Source organism: Thermosynechococcus vestitus BP-1, from assembly GCF_000011345.1.
GTDB classification, from domain to species: Bacteria; Cyanobacteriota; Cyanobacteriia; order Thermosynechococcales; family Thermosynechococcaceae; genus Thermosynechococcus; species Thermosynechococcus vestitus.
The window spans coordinates 738057-757048 of the sequence record NC_004113.1; the positions used below are offsets into that span (position 1 = coordinate 738057).

17 protein-coding genes are annotated in these 18992 nt (G+C 53.2%); 12 read left to right on the top strand and 5 right to left on the bottom strand.

All coding sequences use genetic code 11. The features are described 5' to 3' along the window. Positions 1-281 precede the first annotated feature (281 nt). Positions 282-692, top strand: a complete 411-nt coding sequence (locus TLL_RS03650) for a hypothetical protein (RefSeq protein ID WP_011056565.1) — start codon at positions 282-284, stop codon at positions 690-692. Between the two features lie 59 nt (positions 693-751). Here the strand turns inward: TLL_RS03650 and ndhD1 are convergent, their stop codons facing one another. The 3 genes from ndhD1 to TLL_RS03665 all read right to left on the bottom strand — a co-directional run bounded on the left by ndhD1 (position 752) and on the right by TLL_RS03665 (position 5456). Further along, on the bottom strand, positions 752-2341 hold the full coding sequence (gene ndhD1 / locus TLL_RS03655) for a photosynthetic/respiratory NAD(P)H-quinone oxidoreductase subunit D1 (RefSeq protein ID WP_011056566.1): 1590 nt from the start codon (positions 2339-2341) through the stop codon (positions 752-754). 48 nt (positions 2342-2389) lie between these two features. Further along, a complete protein-coding gene (locus TLL_RS03660) occupies positions 2390-4360 on the bottom strand; it encodes an NAD(P)H-quinone oxidoreductase subunit 5 (RefSeq protein ID WP_011056567.1) in 1971 nt (656 codons plus the stop codon). 100 nt (positions 4361-4460) lie between these two features. After that, positions 4461-5456, bottom strand: a complete 996-nt coding sequence (locus TLL_RS03665; protein ID WP_165442176.1) for an IS481-like element ISTel1 family transposase — start codon at positions 5454-5456, stop codon at positions 4461-4463. 370 nt (positions 5457-5826) lie between these two features. Here TLL_RS03665 and TLL_RS03670 point away from each other — a divergent pair, with 370 nt between their 5' ends. From TLL_RS03670 to TLL_RS03705, 8 genes are all read left to right on the top strand, one after another. Continuing rightward, on the top strand, positions 5827-6546 hold the full coding sequence (locus TLL_RS03670; protein ID WP_231833821.1) for a lipid-binding SYLF domain-containing protein: 720 nt from the start codon (positions 5827-5829) through the stop codon (positions 6544-6546). A gap of 61 nt (positions 6547-6607) precedes the next feature. Then, entirely contained in the window at positions 6608-6955 is a 348-nt protein-coding gene (locus TLL_RS03675) for a YbaB/EbfC family nucleoid-associated protein (RefSeq protein WP_011056570.1), read from the top strand. Positions 6956-6973: 18 nt separating this feature from the next. After that, positions 6974-7603 carry a response regulator gene (locus TLL_RS03680; protein WP_011056571.1) on the top strand — a complete coding sequence of 210 codons (630 nt, stop codon included), beginning with the start codon at positions 6974-6976 and terminating at the stop codon, positions 7601-7603. 68 nt (positions 7604-7671) lie between these two features. Next, positions 7672-8001: an FHA domain-containing protein gene (locus TLL_RS03685; RefSeq protein WP_164920744.1), complete on the top strand. Its 330-nt coding sequence runs from the start codon at positions 7672-7674 to the stop codon at positions 7999-8001. 11 nt (positions 8002-8012) lie between these two features. Continuing rightward, positions 8013-8174, top strand: a complete 162-nt coding sequence (locus TLL_RS03690; RefSeq protein ID WP_164920745.1) for a hypothetical protein — start codon at positions 8013-8015, stop codon at positions 8172-8174. An 18-nt stretch (positions 8175-8192) separates the two neighbouring features. Further along, on the top strand, positions 8193-8489 hold the full coding sequence (locus TLL_RS03695; RefSeq protein WP_011056574.1) for a hypothetical protein: 297 nt from the start codon (positions 8193-8195) through the stop codon (positions 8487-8489). Beyond that, positions 8462-8911, top strand: coding sequence for a WD40 repeat domain-containing protein (locus TLL_RS03700; protein WP_164920746.1), 450 nt, complete (start codon positions 8462-8464; stop codon positions 8909-8911). Before TLL_RS03695 ends, TLL_RS03700 begins: the two co-directional genes overlap by 28 nt. Before the next feature lie 137 nt (positions 8912-9048). Continuing rightward, the gene (locus tag TLL_RS03705; protein WP_164920747.1) at positions 9049-9567 is read left to right on the top strand and encodes a DUF4330 domain-containing protein; all 519 of its coding nucleotides are present in this window, start codon (positions 9049-9051) and stop codon (positions 9565-9567) included. On the opposite strand, the gene TLL_RS03710 is transcribed toward TLL_RS03705, so the two are convergent. Further along, positions 9554-9952, bottom strand: coding sequence for a RidA family protein (locus tag TLL_RS03710; protein ID WP_011056577.1), 399 nt, complete (start codon positions 9950-9952; stop codon positions 9554-9556). The two genes, TLL_RS03705 and TLL_RS03710, sit on opposite strands and share 14 nt — an antisense overlap. 361 nt (positions 9953-10313) lie before the next feature. Here TLL_RS03710 and psaA point away from each other — a divergent pair, with 361 nt between their 5' ends. The 3 genes from psaA (at position 10314) to TLL_RS03725 (ending at position 16933) form a co-directional block, all read left to right on the top strand. After that, positions 10314-12581: a photosystem I core protein PsaA gene (psaA, locus tag TLL_RS03715; RefSeq protein ID WP_164920748.1), complete on the top strand. Its 2268-nt coding sequence runs from the start codon at positions 10314-10316 to the stop codon at positions 12579-12581. A gap of 23 nt (positions 12582-12604) precedes the next feature. Beyond that, entirely contained in the window at positions 12605-14830 is a 2226-nt protein-coding gene (psaB, locus tag TLL_RS03720; protein WP_011056579.1) for a photosystem I core protein PsaB, read from the top strand. Positions 14831-15271: 441 nt separating this feature from the next. After that, positions 15272-16933 (top strand): mechanosensitive ion channel, encoded by a 1662-nt coding sequence (locus TLL_RS03725; RefSeq protein ID WP_011056580.1) that lies wholly within the window; start codon positions 15272-15274, stop codon positions 16931-16933. A 103-nt stretch (positions 16934-17036) separates the two neighbouring features. Here the strand turns inward: TLL_RS03725 and ftsH2 are convergent, their stop codons facing one another. Further along, entirely contained in the window at positions 17037-18932 is a 1896-nt protein-coding gene (gene ftsH2, locus TLL_RS03730; RefSeq protein ID WP_011056581.1) for an ATP-dependent zinc metalloprotease FtsH2, read from the bottom strand. Positions 18933-18992 lie beyond the last annotated feature (60 nt).

The following is an 18992-nucleotide window of genomic DNA, read 5'->3' on the forward strand; positions in this document are numbered from 1 at the left end:
TAGGGGCGCAGTTATCGGGTTGGCCGGTCTATCCTATGACTTGGCCACAGGCGCAGTATCGGGGCAGCACCGCCCATTGCCCGATCTAGCCCACGCTCAAGCCGATTCGCACCAAACATCTCCTCTGCAGTTTACCAGGGACACTCGCCAGTCTGGAGTAGCGAGGTTTGGCCAGAAAAAAGCGATTGCTTTTGCAGCGTTCATCGCCCCCACCAAGACTCTGCCCTACCCCCTCATCGAAGAGGACAACCGCCGAACAACCTACCCTCAGCGATGTCGCTGTGGAAAAGTTCACTGTGTCAGTGCATAACGCAATGCGGGGAGCGCGCGAGCTGATCGAGGCGTGCCAGAAAATCACAACCCCTGAAGAGTGCAAAGCCATTATCGAGCAGGCGCACAAAAAAACAAGCAGTGGCCATGGCAGCCTTCGAGAGACTCCGGCGTTGCTGTGGGTTCGAAACATGGGCACTCCGCAAAACCTTGACCCTGCCCAGCGCGAAATGGGGCGCATGGTTTTGGACTTCAAAGGAGCAAATCGGGGTATGACTCCCGCCCAGCTTTTAAGGAGCCACCGGCTGGATCAGGCGAGGGGACTTCTCCCCATCAAGGCGCTCTTTGGTAACCTGGGCCAGCTGCTTGCTCTGGCGGAGGAAGCGAAGAGTAATGAAAGCACGCTACCCTCAACTGCTTGATGGCTTGATCGCACCCCTGCGACAGGCGGCCAAAGGGAAAAGCCCCAAGCACAGCCAACTTACTGGGCATTGGCCTTGAGTTGCGGTGCCACCATCGGCAGAATCCCCAGGGGCTGCTCCGTCTGCTGAGCCAGGGTCGGTAGCACCTCCCGTGCCCGCGCAATCACCTGACCGGTCGTGGCATCGTAAATTTGCGTCAATAGCTTGGGATAGAGGCCAATGCCAATAATCGGCACCAACAGACAGGCAATGATAAACACTTCACGGGGTTCAGCATCCACAAGGGCCTCATGCTCAACCAGTTCCTTGTTTTCGGGGCCGTAGAAAATTTCCCGCAGCATCGAGAGCAGATAAATCGGTGTCAGGATGACCCCCACCGCTGCCAAAAAGACCACAATCACACGGAAGGGCAAAGAATAGGCATCACTGGTGGCAAAGCCAATAAAGACCATCAGCTCAGCCACAAAGCCACTCATCCCCGGCAAAGCAAGGGAGGCCAAGGAGCAGGCGGTAAACATGGCAAAAATTTTCTTCATTTTCTGGCCAACACCGCCCATTTCCTCCAGAATCAGTGTGTGGGTACGGTCATAGGTAGCCCCCACCAAGAAGAAGAGGCTCGCGCCAATCAACCCGTGGGAGACCATTTGCAGTACCGCCCCACTCATACCCAAGTTGGTAAAGGAGGCAATTCCAATCAGGACAAAGCCTATGTGGGAAATCGAAGAGTAGGCAATTTTGCGCTTGAGATTCCGCTGAGCATAGGAGGTCAACGCCGCATAGATGATATTCACAACCCCCAAAATCACCAAAACGGGGGCAAACTTGGCATGGGCTGCCGGCAGCATATCCACATTCATGCGAATTAGGGCATAGCCTCCCATCTTCAGGAGAATCCCCGCCAGGAGCATGTGCACTGGCGCTGTTGCTTCACCGTGGGCATCCGGCAGCCATGTATGTAGGGGGACAATCGGCAGCTTGACGCCATAGGCCACCAAAAACCCTGCATAGACCAGCAGTTGAAAACCAAGGGCATAGTCCTTGGCCGCCAAGGTTTGCATATCAAAGCTGACGGTGTCGCCATAGAAGGCCATCGCCAAGCCCGCCACCAAAATAAAAAGGGAACTACCGGCGGTGTAGAGAATAAACTTTGTTGCCGCGTATTGACGCTTGTGGCCGCCCCAAATTGCCAAGAGCAGGTACACGGGAATGAGTTCCAGTTCCCACGCCAGGAAAAACACCAGCATATCCTGGACGGCAAAAACAGCAATCTGGCCACCGTACATCGCCAGCATCAAAAAGTAAAACAGTCGCGGTTTCAGGGTGACTGGCCAAGCCGCCAAAATCGCCAGCGTCGTAATAAAGCCCGTGAGTAAAATCAGGGGCATTGAGAGCCCATCGGCCCCCACTGACCAGCGCAGGCCAATTTCGGGAATCCAGTCATAGCTTTCCCACAGTTGCATGCCGGGGGTGTTTAGGTCATAGAAATTGGTGAAGGCATAGACAATCAAGGCAAAGTCAATCAACCCCACCGCCAGGGCATACCAGCGGATGGGGCGGCCTTTGCCCGTAGGATCTGGAATGAAGGGAATCGCCAAGGCAGCCACAATGGGAAACAGGATAATTGTTGTCAGCCAAGGAAACGTACTCATGGCAGTTGTATTACTCCTCCAGCAGTTGGGAAAGCAGCATCAGCAGGGTTAGGTTTGCACTGAGAAGATGACAAATCCCAACACCGCCAGCAGCACAATGAGGGCGTAGAATTGGGCACGGCCATTTTGCAAGTATTTCAGCCCTTCACCGGTGACCATCGTGACAAAACCCGTGAGGTTAACCACGCCATCAACGACGTTGTAGTCCACTTCCAAAACCTGACGTGCCAAGCGCCGACAGCCTTTGATAAAGACCGCTTCATAGAGTTCATCAAAATACCACTTATGCAGTGAGAACTGGTACAGCGGTTGAATGGCTTTGGCGATCGCCTGCGGACTGGGGGTGCCCTTGAGGTACATCAGGTAGGCCACAGTGATGCCCATCAGACCAATCCCCACAGAGCTACCCCCAAGGATAAGGAACTCCGTCAAATCCACCGCGTGCTCCGCCACCTTCTCCTCACCAGGGGCATGGATAAAGACTTCAAAGAGATTGTTGAAGGGAGTGCCCACAAAACCAATCAAGGTTGAGGGAATCGCTAGAACCACCAAAGGCAGTGTCATCGTCCAAGGAGATTCATGGGGTACGGCAGCGTGGTGGCTATGGTGATCATGATGCTCCTGTCGCTCTGGGGGCACATTGCGGAACTTGCCCTCAAAGGTCATGAAGTACATGCGGAACATGTAAAAAGCGGTTAAGCCAGCCGTGAGCCACGTCAGCAGCCACATTGCTGGGTTGGCATGAAAGACGGCACCTAAAATTTCATCCTTCGACCAAAAGCCGGCAAAGGGAGGCACGCCAGAAATCGCCAAGCACCCCACTAGAAACGTTGCCCCCGTAATCGGCATATACTTGCGCAGACCGCCCATATAGCGCATATCCTGGGCCAAGTCTGGGTTATGGCCAACCACCCCTTCCATGCTGTGAATCACTGACCCCGATCCAAGGAAGAGCATCGCTTTGAAGTAGGCATGGGTCATCAGGTGAAAGAGGCCAGCACTGTAAGCACCTACCCCCATCCCCATAACCATGTACCCCAGTTGGGAAATGGTGGAATAGGCCAAGCTCTTTTTGATGTCGTTTTGGGTGATGGCAATCGTTGCCCCCATAAACGCCGTAAAGGCACCCGTCCAAGCAATGGTCGTCATGACTTGGGGCAATTGCTCAAACACAGGGAACATCCGCGCAATCAGGAAGACCCCCGCTGCCACCATGGTTGCTGCGTGAATCAAGGCGGAAATGGGTGTCGGACCCTCCATGGCATCCGGTAGCCACACGTGCAGGGGAAATTGGGCAGATTTGGCCACTGGTCCTAGAAAGACCAAGATAGCAAGAATGGCGGCAAGACTAGGGGAAAGTAGCCCCGTATTGACCAGTTCCGTCAGGCGATCGCCCATCCCGGCAAAGTCAAATGTGCCGGTTGCCCAAAACAGACCCACCATTCCCAACAGGAGCCCAAAGTCCCCAACTCGGTTGGTGACAAAGGCTTTTTGTGCAGCTTCTGCGGCGCTTTTGCGGTCATACCAGAAGCCAATTAGCAGGTAGGAACACATCCCCACTAGTTCCCAAAAGATGTAAACCTGCACCAAGTTGGGACTGACCACCAACCCCAGCATTGAGGAACCAAACAAGCTCAAGTAGGCAAAAAAGCGCACGTAGCCCGGATCATGGGCCATGTAGCCATCGCTGTAGAGCATGACTAAAAAGGCCACCGTTGTGACGATGACCAACATCAATGCTGCTAAGGGGTCAATCACGTATCCCATGGCAATGTGGAGATTGCCCGCCGCTGCCCATTCAATCATTTGTGTATAGGGGAGATGGCCTTGGACTTGGCTCCAGAAAAGAGTCAGGGAATGCCCCATGGCGATCGCCATCAACGCCATGATGAAAATGGCACTGGGTCGCCGCAGTTTCGAGGTGGTCTCTGAGAAGGCAATCAAGCCAAAGCCAACAATCAGCGCTCCCAAGAGGGGTAAAACGGGAATCAGCCAAGCGTATTGATACAGGGGTTCCATGCGTGCTACCTAACTTTCCATGAGAGCTGCCTGCCTAGAAAACCAAATAGGTATGAATCGCTAGTGCAAGCAAAACCCTCTACATTCTGCCATATCCCTTTTAGTAAGTGTCAAGACCCGTGACATTATCTACCCTTGAAACGAAGAGGTCTGGTCGCTCAGTTTGCCACCATCGCAGTTTCTCAATGGGAGTCATGTGGCCCAAAACGCGTTGGGGAATGCGGTGATTGTACGCCCAAAGGTATCGCGTGAGCGTCTCTTGCAAGTCGGCTGCCGAGACAAAGCGTTCAGCGCGCAGAATCTCCGCAATGCGGCCGTTGAAGCGTTCCACCATCCCGTTGGTTTGCGGATGGCGGGGTTGGATGAGCCGATGGGTGATGCGCTTTTCACGACAGAGCTGATCAAACGGATGGTGTCCCGTGGGTTGGCGTTCGCCTGCGGAGGAGAAACGGTCGGTAAACTCCTTGCCGTTATCAGTCAGCACCGTACGCACCACGAAAGGAGCGTTGGCAAGGACATTTGCAAGAAAGCGCGTTGCCGATTCTGCGCTCTTCTCCTCGTGGATTGCCAAATAGACCCAGCGCGTTGCCCGATCAATCGCGACAAAGAGGTAGCGGCGCTGCTCCTCATCCGGCATTTGTGGCAGGTATTTGACGTCGATGTGGATGAACCCAGGTGCGTACGCTTTGAACTGCCGCGTGGTGCTTTTGGGACTGCCTTCGAGGCTTTCGCGTTCCTTTTGCAGTATCCTGAGGTTCGAGACTCCGTGGCGACGCAGGCAGCGATCCAGCGCTGAGCGGCTCAGATTGGGGTTGAGGAACGTCCGGGCAAGAACGAGAAGGTCATCAAGAGGCAGCAAAAGGAGCTTACGCACCTCAACGATCACAAGCTCTTGCGCTTCCGTAAGCGTCGTTTGCAGGCGGTGCGGGCGGGTGCTTTTGTCTTCAACGGTTGCGCGCTTACGCCATTTCGCTACCGTGTGCCGGTGGATCCCGTAACGTCTGGCAAGCTCGCGATGACTGATCGAAGCCGGTGCTTGTTGGATTTCACGGCGAATTCGGGGTGTCGTTCGGGCGTTGGCATGAATACGTGGCATGGTGATACTCCATCGTTGAACGCTTTCCGACCTTGGAACAAGCACTCAAGGAGCCGGTACGCTTCGAAGAGTTTAGCACGACTTCTGGGAATATAATGATGCGGGACCTGACAAGTAAGCAACGAGGGGTACTAGCTACAGAAAATTAAAAAACGGATGTTCTCTAGCTTTGCCGCCAGACATAATGACAGCCCTTCCCTGAAGCAGGGGGGACACTAACAAAAATGAAATGTTCTGTTGATGAGCGCTGACAGTGGCTTCGACAGCGTTGTGCCTCTTGCCGCCTTGTGAAAAGAGCTGTAGTCATGGAACAAGCAAGAAAGGCTCGCCCGTCTAAGGATACATTGAGGCAGCGATGAGGGAGACCGCGATGGAATTGCGTTTTGTCATGGGACGCTTGCACCGGCTAGGGTCTGTCATTGGGGGGGCGATCGCCCTGATTTTTATCCCCCATACTACCCTTGGCCAAAATGCCCCTGATTCGCGCATGGTGCAGCGGGTCGAAAACGCCACATTTGTCCTCGGCGAGTTTACATTCAATAGCAGCAATCGCATTCCCCCAACAATTGTCCAGCGTGCCCAAGGGATTGCCATTATTCCCAATGTGGTTCAAGCTGGCTTTATCTTTGGTGGTCGGCGTGGTGCCGGCATTCTGCTTGTGCGCAATGAGAAGAACCAATGGAGTCAGCCTGCTTTTATTACAATGACCGGTGGGAGCTTTGGCCTGCAAATCGGCGCCCAAGCCACGGATGTCGTGCTGGCCTTCATGGATAAATCCGTCGTCATGCGCAGCTTGGCGCAGTCCTTTCGCTTAGGGGGCAATGTCTCCGTGGCCGCAGGCCCCGTGGGTGGAGAAGTTGTCAGTCCTACAGACCCTAGTCCCCAAGTCTTTTCCTACACCCGCAGTGCAGGTCTTTTTGCCGGCGTTGCCCTTGAGGGTGCCAAGATTAGTTTTGACCGTAGCGCCAGTACTCGCTTCTATGGCCGCTCCAACCTGACCCCGATGCAAATTTTCGAGAACTCGCCACCCCTCCCTTCCCCTCCCGTCCTCAATGGTCTCTACAATGCCCTTGCCCGTGCAGCTCGCTGATCCCTCATCAAGACAGTGATAAGATAGCAGTCAATAGTCCGCACTGTATAGAGAGAACACTATGGCACAGGGACAGGGTTTTGGCTTCGGCCTTGGCAAAATGAAAGAGCTGGCCGCCGCTATCCAAAAAGCGCAGCAAGTTCAAGAGGGCGCCAAGAAGCTTCAGGAAGACCTTGAAAGAATGGATATTGAGGGTCAAGCCGCGGGGGGTGCCGTGAAAGTGATTATGAGTGGCACCCAAGAACCCCGCCGCGTTGAGATCAGCCCCGATCTCCTGAGTGAAGGGGCTGAAGTGCTCTCCGACTTGGTGACAGCCGCCATGCGCGATGCGTACCAAAAATCTACTGCCACTATGCGGGAACGGATGGAAGAGTTGACAGGTAGCTTGAACGTTCCGGGTCTTGGTTAATGCACTTCTGCGCCCACCATGGCACCCAAGCTGCGGCTCCTGATTGTTGAAGATGACCCAATGATGCAACTCGGGCTAGGACAAGCCCTAGGAGAGCAGTTTGCTGTGGTGGGTTATGCCGAAGATGGCTATGGCGCCATTGATTTGACACGGCAATTACAGCCGCAAGTGATAGTTATGGACATTGGCCTACCCAGGCTAGATGGGATTGCAGCGACCCAACGGCTGAAGCGAGAATTTCCTGACATTCGTGTGGTGATGCTCACCTCTCACCAATCGGCCCTTGAAGCCGTTGCTGCCCTTTCTAGTGGTGCCGACGCCTACTGTATCAAGGGGGAAAGGATTGAGCGATTACTGATGGCGATCGCGGCGGCCCAAGAGGGAGCCACCTATCTTGATCCCCAGATTGCTCGCCACGTCATCCAGCACCTGCATTCTCCCCAACCGACAATGGACTATCACCTTTCACAGCGGGAACTGGATGTCCTGAAGCTAATGGTGGAAGGTTACAGTAATCCTGAAATTGCCGGCAAACTGTTTTTGAGTCCAAATACGGTCAAGACCCATGTGCGCGGTATTTTGAACAAGTTGGCGGTGGATGACCGGGTGCAGGCGGCAGTTGTTGCCCTCCGTAACGGTTTAGTCTAGGTCTGCCACAAGACTAAAGCAGACCTGTTTGGTAAAGGGGAACCGTCAGTGTGGAGAGCCTGTGTCCTATGGCATCCCCTACCAATGAGGCAACGGTTTTAGCCTCGGATCAAGAATCATCCCCTTTGTGGCAAATGAGTAGGCCTGCTTCTGTGGAGGAGTTGCCGCTCCTACAACCTAAGGTGCGGGTAGGGCGATCGCTCCACAATAAGATTGTGATTTCCTATCCGACCATTTCGCGGCGTCACTTTGAAATTGTTAAGACGGATACAGGTTATCGCATCCGTGATTTGGACAGTAAGCTAGGTCTGGTCTATGGCGATCGCCCCATCAAGGAAAAAGACCTCAAGGACAAGGATATCTTCTACATCGGTGCCAACGTCCAGACCCTCCACTAGGGGTGCAACTAGTGAATTTCCTTATCCCCCTAGGACAAACCCAACTCCAAGAAGATGTCACTGCCTTGGCCGGTCGCGATCGCCATCTGTTGGCTGCTTCAGCTACAGGAGAGCTATATCACATTGATCCAGAGGTGGGTGAGCAGCTCATCCTGCAAACGGCGATCGATTAAACCTTAACAATCCTCGCAGTGTCGAGCGATCGCCAATGGTGGGCAGCGGCCGGGCAGCAGGGACGGGTGCTCATTGGTTCCTTAGCTGGCACAGAAAATCCTCAGGTGCTCCACTACGGTTCCCACTGGATTGATCAACTCGCTTGGCATCCAACCTTGCCGTGGGTTGCCTTTAGTCTTGGTCACCACATCCAGGTTTGGGATGTGGCTCAAGCGGATGTCATTGCCACCCTTGATTTTGAAGCCTCCTCAGTTCTGCTTTGGCTTGGCAACCTACGGGTGACGCTTTGGCCGTTGCGGGTTATGGCGGTGTAGGGCTGTGGTCGACTAAGGATTGGGACGCCGATCCCCAAGAATTAGGATTGATGTCAGCGGTGGGCGGCGTAGCTTGGTCAGCCACAGGGGAGTATTGTGCAGCCGGCAACATGGACCACACCCTTTTTGTCTGGCGTTCGGGCGATCAGTATCTGTGGCAGATGCAGGGCTTTCCCAGTAAAGTTCGGAACCTGCATTGGTTAGAGACCACCAACCAAGCCCCCCAGCTCCTCAGTCAAGAGGGGATTATCCTCTGGCACCTCAGTGAAGATAAAAGTATCTGGCAACCCCAAGTGCTCAATCTGCACCGTCGCACTGTGGGTGCTCTCCCTATTCATCCCCACGGTCAGGGCTTTGTTTCTAGTGGCGATGAGGGATGGCTCTATTATTGGCAGCAGACTCAACCGCAGGAGTTACTTTAAGGCGCCCAAGAATACTTCACAACCATCGCCTGGCCGCCCAAGGGAGCAGGGCACCCAAGGGGAACTCTGGCTTGGGCAAGCCAGTGAGGGAGAACCTGTGTGATAGAATCTTGCTGCGGGTTTAAGCGAGAGTGCCGATGAAACTCATTGATCGCTATGGCCGCCTTTTTGGCAAGGTGAGTCTTTTAGACCTGGGGGCAGGGCTGATTCTCCTGTGTGTCTTAGCGGGGTTATTCCTCCTGCCGGGGCGATCGGGCACCTCCTTGGCACAAATGACCGCTGCACAACCCATTGAAGTAGATGTGCTTGTTCTGGGCCTGAGTACCCCCACTCCCCAAGACCTGATTCCCAAGGGCAGTACCGCCAACTTTATTATTCGTAACCAGCCCTACGGCCAAATCACTGTGAAAAATGTCCAGGTGCTGCCGCGCACGGTTACTGTTTCCCAGCCCGATGGGTCGGTTAAAGCCCTGCCAGATCCCCGCCCAGAGATGGCCTTTAGTAGCAACCTGCTCTTGACCCTCGAAGGCCGAGGCCAAATTACTAACAATGGCCCTGTACTAGGGAATACTGCCATCAAGGTAGGGACGCCCGTAGAACTAGAGGGCAAAGAATATAACTTCCGCGCTTCAGTGATTGCTGTTAGACCGTTGTAGGACAGTAGGCAATGCAGTCAATTTCAACCTTGACCCCCTTCGGTAGCCGTGATACCTCCACACAGGCACGGGCAGGCGCGGCCTCAGCATCCATGTACTGAGCATAGATTTCATTCATGGCTCCGAAGTCATTGAGGTCGGCGAGATACACGGTTGTTTTCACCACCTGTGACCAATCGCTGCCAGCGGCCTTGAGAACAGCCCTGAGGTTCTCCATTACTTGGCGGGTTTGCTCCTTGACATCTTCGCCACCGACAATCTCGCCCGTTTTTGGATCAAGGGCAATTTGACCCGCAAGAAAGACCCATTCCCCTTGCCGCACCGCTTGACTATAGGGACCAACGGGCATAGGCGCATCAGTGGTATAAATAATCACTTTTGTCATAAAACTTAAAAACTTAAAAGAATTACATCCAGGGCGCGATCGCCCCAAGTCCTCATTCTACAGGGGATTGAGCCACATCTACCCGTGTCGAATCAATGGATATGATAGCCCCTATATTATGCATTTATACCCCCACAATCATGTCAAGAATTCAAGCATCTTAAATAATGTTAATTATCGGCAAAGTCTGTGCTCCCCTTCTATAATGCTGAATTGAGCATTCGCCTCCTGAACGGTCTTTATTCTTCCATTGTGGGTCTTTAGATTCACGATTCTTCACAATCATTGATCTAAAGATCTTTCTAGATTCTCGAGGTGAGTGCCCTCGTTCCTTCCTTGCCTAAGAGAGAGGAGAGACTCGATGACCATCAGTCCACCGGAGCGAGAGCCAAAGGTCAGAGTCGTGGTTGATAATGACCCGGTGCCCACATCTTTTGAAAAATGGGCAAAACCCGGGCATTTTGACCGCACGTTGGCCAGAGGACCCCAAACCACCACATGGATTTGGAACCTCCATGCTCTTGCCCACGATTTTGATACACACACGAGCGACCTTGAAGATATCTCCCGCAAAATCTTCAGTGCACACTTCGGCCATCTGGCTGTGGTGTTCATCTGGCTGAGTGGGATGTACTTCCACGGTGCAAAATTCTCAAACTATGAGGCTTGGCTGGCCGATCCCACCGGTATCAAGCCCAGTGCTCAAGTGGTCTGGCCCATTGTGGGTCAGGGCATTCTCAATGGTGATGTCGGCGGTGGTTTCCACGGCATCCAAATCACCTCGGGGCTATTCCAACTGTGGCGTGCCTCTGGGATCACCAATGAGTTCCAGCTTTACTGCACCGCAATCGGTGGCTTGGTCATGGCTGGCTTAATGCTCTTTGCAGGCTGGTTCCACTATCACAAGCGCGCTCCTAAGCTGGAATGGTTCCAAAACGTGGAATCGATGCTCAACCACCACCTTGCCGGTTTACTTGGCTTGGGATCTTTGGCTTGGGCAGGTCACCAGATCCACGTCTCACTACCCATCAACAAACTTTTGGATGCAGGGGTCGCTGCTAAGGATATTCCCTTGCCCCACGAGTTTATCCTTAACCCCAGCTTGATGGCCGAGCTATATCCCAAAGTGGATTGGGGTTTCTTTAGTGGTGTTATTCCCTTTTTCACCTTTAATTGGGCTGCCTACTCGGATTTCCTCACCTTTAACGGTGGCTTGAATCCTGTTACCGGTGGCCTGTGGCTGTCGGATACGGCTCACCACCATCTGGCGATCGCCGTCCTCTTCATCATTGCTGGTCATATGTACCGCACCAATTGGGGGATCGGCCACAGCCTAAAAGAAATCCTTGAAGCCCACAAAGGCCCCTTCACAGGTGCTGGCCATAAAGGTCTCTATGAAGTGCTGACCACCTCTTGGCATGCCCAACTGGCGATCAACCTTGCCATGATGGGCTCCCTGAGCATTATTGTGGCACAGCACATGTATGCAATGCCCCCCTATCCCTACTTGGCCACCGACTATCCAACTCAACTGTCGCTGTTTACCCACCACATGTGGATTGGTGGCTTCCTGGTCGTGGGGGGTGCTGCCCATGGTGCCATCTTCATGGTGCGTGACTACGATCCGGCCATGAATCAGAACAACGTTTTGGATCGGGTTCTGCGCCATCGCGATGCCATCATTTCTCACCTGAACTGGGTGTGCATCTTCTTGGGCTTCCACAGCTTCGGTCTGTACGTCCACAACGACACGATGCGGGCCTTCGGTCGTCCCCAAGATATGTTCTCCGATACGGGGATTCAGCTTCAGCCCGTGTTTGCCCAATGGGTGCAAAATTTACATACCCTAGCCCCCGGTGGTACTGCTCCCAATGCAGCAGCGACGGCTAGTGTCGCCTTTGGGGGTGATGTGGTTGCTGTCGGTGGCAAAGTGGCCATGATGCCCATTGTCTTGGGAACTGCCGACTTCATGGTGCATCATATTCACGCTTTCACCATTCATGTGACAGTGCTGATTCTGCTGAAGGGCGTACTCTTTGCCCGCAGCTCTCGCCTGATTCCCGATAAAGCCAACTTAGGCTTCCGCTTCCCCTGCGATGGTCCCGGTCGTGGCGGCACCTGCCAAGTCTCCGGTTGGGATCACGTCTTCTTGGGTCTGTTCTGGATGTACAACTGCATCTCCGTTGTGATTTTCCACTTTAGCTGGAAGATGCAGTCGGATGTCTGGGGTACTGTTGCCCCCGATGGTACGGTATCTCACATCACGGGCGGTAACTTTGCCCAAAGTGCCATCACCATTAATGGCTGGCTACGGGATTTCCTGTGGGCACAAGCTTCTCAGGTGATTGGCTCCTATGGTTCAGCCCTATCCGCCTATGGTTTGTTGTTCTTGGGTGCTCACTTCATTTGGGCCTTCAGCCTCATGTTCCTCTTCAGTGGCCGCGGCTACTGGCAAGAGCTAATTGAGTCCATTGTTTGGGCCCACAACAAACTAAAAGTTGCACCGGCCATTCAGCCCCGTGCCTTGAGTATCATTCAAGGCCGTGCCGTCGGTGTAGCCCATTACCTCCTAGGGGGGATTGCCACTACCTGGGCATTCTTCCTAGCTCGGATTATTTCTGTAGGATAGGGGCGAGGAGGAGATAACCAACTATGGCAACTAAATTTCCGAAGTTTAGCCAAGACCTCGCACAGGATCCGACCACACGCCGGATTTGGTACGCCATCGCCATGGCCCATGACTTTGAAAGCCACGATGGCATGACCGAGGAGAATCTTTACCAAAAGATTTTTGCCTCCCACTTTGGGCATCTGGCCATCATCTTCCTGTGGGTGTCTGGTAGCCTATTCCACGTTGCATGGCAGGGGAACTTTGAGCAATGGGTTCAAGACCCTGTCAACACCCGTCCCATCGCCCATGCGATCTGGGATCCCCAATTTGGTAAAGCGGCCGTGGACGCCTTCACCCAAGCGGGGGCTTCTAACCCTGTGGACATTGCCTACTCTGGTGTCTATCACTGGTGGTACACCATCGGTATGCGCACCAACGGCGACCTGTATCAAGGTGCCATCTTCCTGCTGATTCTGGCGTCGCTGGCTCTCTTTGCTGGCTGGCTGCACTTGCAACCCAAATTCCGTCCTAGCCTCTCTTGGTTTAAAAATGCTGAATCGCGGTTGAACCACCACTTGGCAGGTCTATTTGGGGTTAGCTCCTTAGCTTGGGCAGGCCACCTGATTCACGTAGCCATTCCTGAGTCCCGTGGTCAGCATGTGGGCTGGGATAATTTCCTGAGCACCATGCCCCACCCTGCCGGTCTGGCACCTTTCTTTACGGGGAACTGGGGCGTCTATGCCCAAAACCCTGACACGGCTAGCCACGTCTTTGGCACGGCACAGGGTGCTGGCACTGCGATTCTCACCTTCCTGGGTGGATTCCATCCCCAAACAGAGTCCCTGTGGCTCACGGATATGGCTCACCACCACCTTGCTATTGCTGTGCTCTTTATCGTGGCAGGTCACATGTACCGCACCCAGTTTGGGATTGGCCACAGTATCAAAGAGATGATGGATGCCAAGGATTTCTTTGGCACCAAGGTGGAAGGTCCCTTCAACATGCCTCACCAAGGCATCTATGAAACCTACAACAACTCACTGCACTTCCAACTGGGCTGGCACTTGGCCTGCTTGGGCGTGATCACTTCCTTGGTGGCACAACACATGTACTCGCTGCCACCCTATGCCTTCATTGCCCAAGACCATACCACGATGGCTGCCCTTTACACCCATCACCAGTACATTGCTGGCTTCTTGATGGTGGGTGCCTTTGCCCATGGTGCTATCTTCTTGGTGCGTGACTACGATCCAGCCCAAAATAAAGGTAATGTGTTGGATCGGGTGCTGCAACACAAAGAGGCGATCATTTCCCACTTGAGCTGGGTGTCGCTCTTCTTGGGCTTCCACACCTTGGGTCTCTATGTCCACAACGATGTGGTGGTGGCCTTTGGTACTCCTGAGAAGCAAATCCTGATTGAGCCGGTGTTTGCCCAGTTCATTCAAGCAGCCCACGGAAAACTACTCTATGGGTTTGATACATTGCTGTCGAATCCCGATAGCATTGCCAGCACTGCTTGGCCGAACTATGGCAACGTCTGGCTACCCGGTTGGCTCGATGCCATCAACAGTGGCACGAACTCTCTGTTTTTGACAATTGGTCCTGGGGACTTCTTGGTGCACCACGCCATTGCCCTAGGTCTGCACACCACCACCCTGATTTTGGTCAAGGGTGCATTGGATGCCCGTGGCTCCAAACTGATGCCAGATAAGAAAGACTTCGGCTATGCTTTCCCCTGCGATGGCCCTGGCCGCGGCGGTACCTGCGATATTTCCGCATGGGATGCCTTCTATCTGGCTATGTTCTGGATGCTGAACACCATTGGCTGGGTGACTTTCTACTGGCACTGGAAACACCTCGGTGTCTGGGAAGGCAACGTGGCGCAGTTCAATGAAAGCTCCACCTACCTCATGGGTTGGCTACGGGATTACCTGTGGTTGAATTCATCCCAGCTCATTAATGGCTACAACCCCTTCGGCACCAATAACTTGTCAGTGTGGGCATGGATGTTCCTGTTTGGTCACCTTGTGTGGGCCACTGGCTTCATGTTCCTGATTAGCTGGCGGGGCTACTGGCAAGAGCTAATTGAAACCCTGGTGTGGGCACACGAGCGGACTCCCTTGGCCAACTTGGTGCGCTGGAAAGACAAACCTGTGGCGCTGTCGATTGTTCAGGCCCGTTTGGTCGGTTTGGCACACTTCAGCGTTGGCTATATCTTGACCTATGCTGCCTTCCTAATTGCTTCAACGGCAGCCAAGTTCGGTTGATCGACTTGCGTTAAGTTCTCTTGAGTCCCCCGCCCCCTGGTGGGGGATTTTTTTTCCGATGGCAAAACTGCCTGACTAATTAGGTATGCAAATCCCTTGAGAGACGATAATAAGTGGTTGATTCACAAACAACTCTCCTATCGTGACCTTTAGGCTGTGGCAACAGGCGTGATAAATTCGTTGATCGGATGCGCAACAAAACTGCTTGGGAGACGATTAAATAGGCTGTCACCTTCGCAAGATCAATACAGTTGACTGTAATTTTGTATCCCTTTGTATCTCTTTGTTTAGAAGGGGTTTAGAAGGTTGCTGTGTTGCCCTAAAGGTTATGAACTTGCAACCCCTCTCAATAATTCTAAGAACTGATAACCTATTTTTAACACGCTCACTTTATTGCTGAGCTATGATAGGGTTGAATTGTTCTGTCTGGAGAAAGTAGTAATGCAGGATAGATTCATATTCTCTATTTCTACATTTCCGTACAAAAACTATATTGAACAGTTATTAGCACAAGAAGATGTTGGCGAATTTCCCCAGGTTGTGGGCGAAAATTCAGCCAGTTTCACCTTGGGTCTCAATAATTTGGGTGCACTTTTAGTGCAGGTGGTGATTGCAGTTGCGTTGTTGTTCGTTGGCTGGATTGTTGCAACTGTTTTAGCAAGGGTCACACAATCAATTTTGAAACGGGTGCGCCTCGATGAATGGTTGACCCAGTTTTTGGGGGGGAATGAATCACTACAAGGCCTATCACCAACAGCAATTTTGTCAGGAGCTGTTTTTTGGATTATCTTTCTGCTGGGAGTGGTGGCCTTCTTGGATGCCCTGCGACTCACAACCGTTTCCCAGCCCCTCAATGCTTTTCTGAATCAAATTTTTAGTTTCCTGCCAAAACTAGGGGTAGCTATTCTGCTTTTGGATCTGGCTTGGGTCGTAGCAACGATATCAAAAATGCTCGTGACTCAGTCTGCCCGCTCTCTCAATTTGGATCGCTCACTACCGCTGGAATCTCGCGAAGAGGGCGCTCCCACAATGTCTGTGGCTGAGATGTTGGGAAATACCCTCTACTGGTTTGTGTTCCTCTTCTTCCTGCCCTTGATTTTAGGGGTGCTGAATCTAGAGGGCTCCCTGCAGCCGGTGCAAAATCTCTTGAACGATATTCTAGGGACATTGCCCTTTATCTTTAAGGCAGTGATCATTGCTGTTGTTGGCTGGTTTGTTGCGCGAATTATCCGCAGTTTGGTTATTAACTTGATGACAGCCATGGGAATTCAGCGCATTGGTCAGCGTTTGGGTCTAGGACAAGCCAGTCTGGGTGAATCCTTAGCAACGGTTATTGGTACAATCGTCTATGTCCTCATTTTGATCCCGACGGCGATCGCCAGCCTTGAGGCTCTGCAAATTCAAGCAATTACGGCACCGGCAACGGCGATGCTTAATGAGGTGCTGACGGCATTGCCAAGAATTTTTACAGCCGCAGTTATTCTCATCTTGGCCTATGTCATCGGTCGCTTTGTGGCGGAGGCGGTGCAGAATTTCCTGCAAACCATTGGGTTTGATCAACTGTTGGTCTGGTTGGGTATCGAACCATCCCCTGCAACGGCTACAGAACCTCAAGGCAGTTCCCTTGGGGAGCGTCCTCCTCATTGGCGCCAACCCTCTGAAGTGGTTGGCATTGTTACTTTAGTGGGGGTGATTCTCTTTGGGGCGATCGCTGCCGTGGAGGTGCTCGATATCCCTGCCCTGAGCGCCTTTGTGAGTGCCCTTGTGGTCATTCTCGGTCGGGTACTGGTGGGTATCCTCATCTTGGCAGTGGGTCTATACTTTGCCAATTTGACGTTTCGGATTCTTGCCGGTTCGGGAACCTCCCAAGCCCGTTTTCTCGCTCAAGCGGCTCGGATTGCCATCATGACCTTTGTGGGCGCCATGGCCCTCCAACACATGGGCGTTGCCACCAGTATTGTTAACCTTGCCTTTGGCCTTCTCTTTGGCTCAATTGCAGTGGCGATCGCCCTAGCCTTTGGATTGGGATGTCGCGGGATTGCCGCAGCTCAAGTGGAAGAGTGGATTGCCTTGCTCAAGGGTAGGAATTCAACTCCAGAGTGAGCCATTCTCCTCGCGGGCTTCCCTGAAGTTAGGTTGAGGTGCCCTAGTCGATAAAAAATCCCCCAGGGTAACTGGGGGAGCAGGGATAGAGCTCATGTTTGCCCTACAGTTGGGGCACAAATCGCTCTTTATCGGGAACTACGGTGTACTCAGCAACAATCTGACGGAACTCTTCACCATCAATCGTTTCTTTTTCCACCAATAGATCCACCAAACGGTCAATGACGACGCGGTTTTCGCGAATGATCTTAATGGCCAGTTCGTAGCTGTGCTGCACCAGTTCCCGCACTTGGGCATCAATGCGAGCGGCAATTTCCTCGGAGTATTCAGTTCGAGACACCAAATCCCGCCCTAAGAACACTTCGCCATTTTGGGTTTCTAAAGACAGTGGCCCAAGGTCGGACATCCCAAAGCGGGTCACCATTTGCCGTGCCATTGCCGTCACCTGTTGCAGATCATTGCCTGCGCCAGTGGTGACTTCAGCATCGCCAAAGACAACGTATTCAGCTGCCCGACCGCCAAGAGCACCGGCCATCCGCGCCATGAGTTGCGATCGCGAGATCAGCCCTGAATCCTCTGAGGGCATGAACCAAGTAAGACCACGGGCTTGACCACGGGGCACCAAGGTTACTTTTTGCACCGGATCGTGATCCTTGAGCAGTGTACCGACAATAGCATGGCCCACTTCATGGTAGGCAATAAGGCGTTTGCTCTTGCCATCAATCAGGGGTGTGCCCTCCATACCAGCAACCACCCGATCCACGGCATCGTCAATTTCCAGCATCGTGATCGCCGGCTTGCGACGACGGGCCGTGAGAATTGCTGCTTCATTGAGGAGGTTGGCCAAATCCGCCCCGGTAAAACCGGGAGTACGGCGAGCAATGGCTTCTAAGGACACTTCGGGCGCCAGTTTTTTGTTGCGGGCGTGCACCTTGAGAATTGCCAAACGTCCCTTAATATCAGGGGCATCGACAATGACTTGACGGTCAAAGCGACCGGGACGCAACAGTGCTGCATCAAGAACATCGGGACGGTTTGTTGCAGCAATAACAATGATGCCTGTGTTCCCCTCAAAGCCATCCATTTCTGTGAGGAGTTGGTTGAGGGTTTGCTCCCGCTCATCGTTGCCACCGCCAATCCCGGCACCCCGCTGGCGACCCACGGCATCAATTTCATCGATAAAGATCAAGCAGGGGGCATTTTCTTTCGCTTTGCGGAAGAGATCGCGGACGCGGGAAGCGCCGACGCCAACAAACATCTCGACAAATTCTGAACCCGAGATGGAAAAGAAGGGGACGCCTGCCTCACCCGCGATCGCCTTGGCGAGCATCGTTTTGCCAGTGCCCGGAGGGCCCACCAGCAGAACCCCCTTGGGAATGCGAGCACCGACTGCTGTAAATTTCTCCGGCTTCTTCAGGAAGGTGACCACCTCTTGCAGTTCTTCCTTGGCTTCATCGACACCAGCGACATCGTCAAACATCACGCCGGTTTTGGCCTCCATTTGGAAGCGGGCACGAGATTTGCCGAAGTTGATCGCTTGGCCCGGTCCCCCTGGTACATTGCTGGAGCGGCGGAAGAGGAAAAAGAGTCCCCCCAAAAGCAAGATGGGAAAGAGTAAATTACCCAAGAGACCCCACAGGGCACCATCATTGCGAGCCGGATGCACATCAATTTCTACGTGCTGCTCGCGCAGTTTACTAATGACTTCCGGCGCTGTCCCCGGCATATCTACCCGTACCCGCAGGGGGCGACCGTTAATCAATTCTGGATCAGAGACATCCACAATGGCGGTGCGACCATTATCGAAAATGTCGACTTTACTAATGCGGCCCGCATCCAAATAGCTGAGGAATCGCCCATAGCTCATGCGCGTACTGGCGGTATTCAGGGGAGGCTGGCTTTGATTGAGCATAAAGTTGCTCACCCCCTGCCACAGGAGAATCCCAATGAGCAGTAGGGGGATTGACCAAAGGAGAACAGTTTTCCAAGAGACTTTCATTGGCGGCGCTTTTTATCAGGTTCTTAACTAAATTTAACATATTCCTCCTGAAGGCGGGAG